We start from the raw sequence: 1,779 nt of genomic DNA, 5'->3' as shown, positions 1-1,779 counted from the left end.
TTGACATCCTCGCCGCCCTAAAGGACAGGGATTCCTACGGCGCTCAAACAAAAACTGCTTGAGTCGCTTCGGTGGGTTCCTGCTTCATCGAGCGGCCTGACTGCGCCGACTCTCCACAGGCTAACAAGCGGTATCCCCGCTCTAAAACATTGATCGCACCAACCACATCGGCGTGATTTTCATAGCCGCAATCGACGCACAAGAATTTTGCTTGTGTTTGCCGATTGTCCTTTGATACGTGACCGCAGCACGGGCAAGTGCGACTGGTGTTGTGTGGAGGAACGGCCAGCAGCGTGCCGCCATTCCACGACACCTTGTAGTCGAGCTGCCGCCTGAACTCGCCCCAGCCTTGGTCGAGAATGGAGCGATTCAGGCCGGACTTCTGTTTCACTATCTTGCCGTGTTGTTCGCTGTTGCCCTTGGAAGACTTGGACATGTTCCGTACTTGCAAATCCTCAATACAAACGAGCGCGTGGTTTTGGCTGATCGTCGTTGTGATTTTGTGCAGGAAGTCTTTTCGGGTGTTAGCGATGACGGTGTGAATCTTCTGGACGCGGGCTTTCGCCTTCTTCCAGTTACTGCTGAACTTGAGCTTGCGGCTCATGCGACGTTGATAGCGTGCAAGGCGCTGCTGATGTTTCTTAAAACTATTGAGCGGCGCAATGAAACTCTCGTCGCTCATGGTGGCGAACCGCGCAATGCCGACATCGATGCCGATGGCGCTTGTCGCCGTTGGCAATGGCTGCTCAACTTCGCGCTCGGTTTGAATCGAAACGAACCATTTGCCGTTAGACTGACTAACAGTGACATTACTCACTTCACCCAACGCGTCACGACTATTGCGGTAACGAATCCAGCCGAGCTTAGGTAGAAATATACGACTGTTGGGTTGATCTAATTTGCATCCTTGAGGATAACGGAAACTATCCCCCCGCCCTTTTTTCTTGAAGCGAGGGAAGTCGGCACGTTTGGCGAAGAAATTGCTATAGGCTCGTTCCAAATCCTTCAATGTTTGCTGCAATGCCTGAGATGGCGTTTCTGTCAGCCAAGTCGTCTCTGCCTTCCATCCTACAAGACTTTTGCACAGGCCAGCATATCCCTGTTTTTTCTGACCCTGTTCGTATAAGGATTTTTGCATCGCTAAAGCCTTGTTATAGGCGAACCGACACGCGCCAGCGAAGCGGCGCATGTCGCGCTGCTGTTTGCCGTCTGGCATCAGTTCGTATTTAAAGGCTTGAAGTCTTTGCATAGTTCGATCCTACTCTGGTCTATGAGCGAAGACAACAACGATATTAGTAAGGGAAGACACTGCGTTTTTATGATGCATGTACATCTGGTCTTTGTGACAAAATACCGACGTGGCGTATTCACAAAAGACATTCTTGACGATTTACGCCCAATATTAGCCAGTGTCTGCAATGACTTTGAATCGGAACTGGTGGAGTTTGACGGTGAGGACGACCACGTTCACCTGTTGCTGAACTACCCGCCTAAAGTGGCCGTGTCAAAACTGGTCAATAGTCTCAAGGGAATATCAAGTTTGATGATTCGAAAGAAAAAATATCCGAGCATTCAAAAGAAGTTATGGGGTGGCGCTTTATAGTCGCCCAGCTACTTTGCTGGAAGCTGTGGTGGCGCTCCTATTGCTGTGATTCGCAAGTACATTGAGCAACAACAAACGCCACACTAAATCAAGAGTTCAAGGCAAGGAAGGCTTCGCCTTCCGAGCTATCCATCCCCGACCTGAAGAGACGGGGCTTTTCGCTCAATTCCGGTAAA

1 protein-coding gene and 1 pseudogene are annotated in these 1,779 nt (G+C 50.3%); one reads left to right on the top strand and one right to left on the bottom strand.

Going from position 1 to position 1,779, the window contains the following annotated elements:
* Positions 1-43: 43 nt before the first annotated feature.
* Positions 44-1,249 carry a transposase gene (locus QN359_RS19655; protein ID WP_322247351.1) on the bottom strand — a complete coding sequence of 402 codons (1,206 nt, stop codon included), beginning with the start codon at positions 1,247-1,249 and terminating at the stop codon, positions 44-46.
* A gap of 21 nt (positions 1,250-1,270) precedes the next feature.
* Here QN359_RS19655 and tnpA point away from each other — a divergent pair.
* Positions 1,271-1,690, top strand: a pseudogene (gene tnpA, locus QN359_RS19650) (IS200/IS605 family transposase).
* The last annotated feature ends 89 nt before the right edge of the window (positions 1,691-1,779 follow it).

Origin of the sequence: Undibacterium sp. 5I2 (genome assembly GCF_035019605.1) — a bacterium.
Taxonomy (GTDB): domain Bacteria; phylum Pseudomonadota; class Gammaproteobacteria; order Burkholderiales; family Burkholderiaceae_D; genus Undibacterium.
The sequence above is the reverse complement of the archived record's forward strand: the minus strand, read 5'-3'. Positions and strand labels throughout refer to the sequence as shown.

What these genes read in the sequence shown, in the direction of transcription:
- QN359_RS19655 (WP_322247351.1), bottom strand. Translation starts at nt 1,249, where the DNA reads ATGCAAAGACTTCAAGCCTTTAAATACGAACTGATGCCAGACGGCAAA.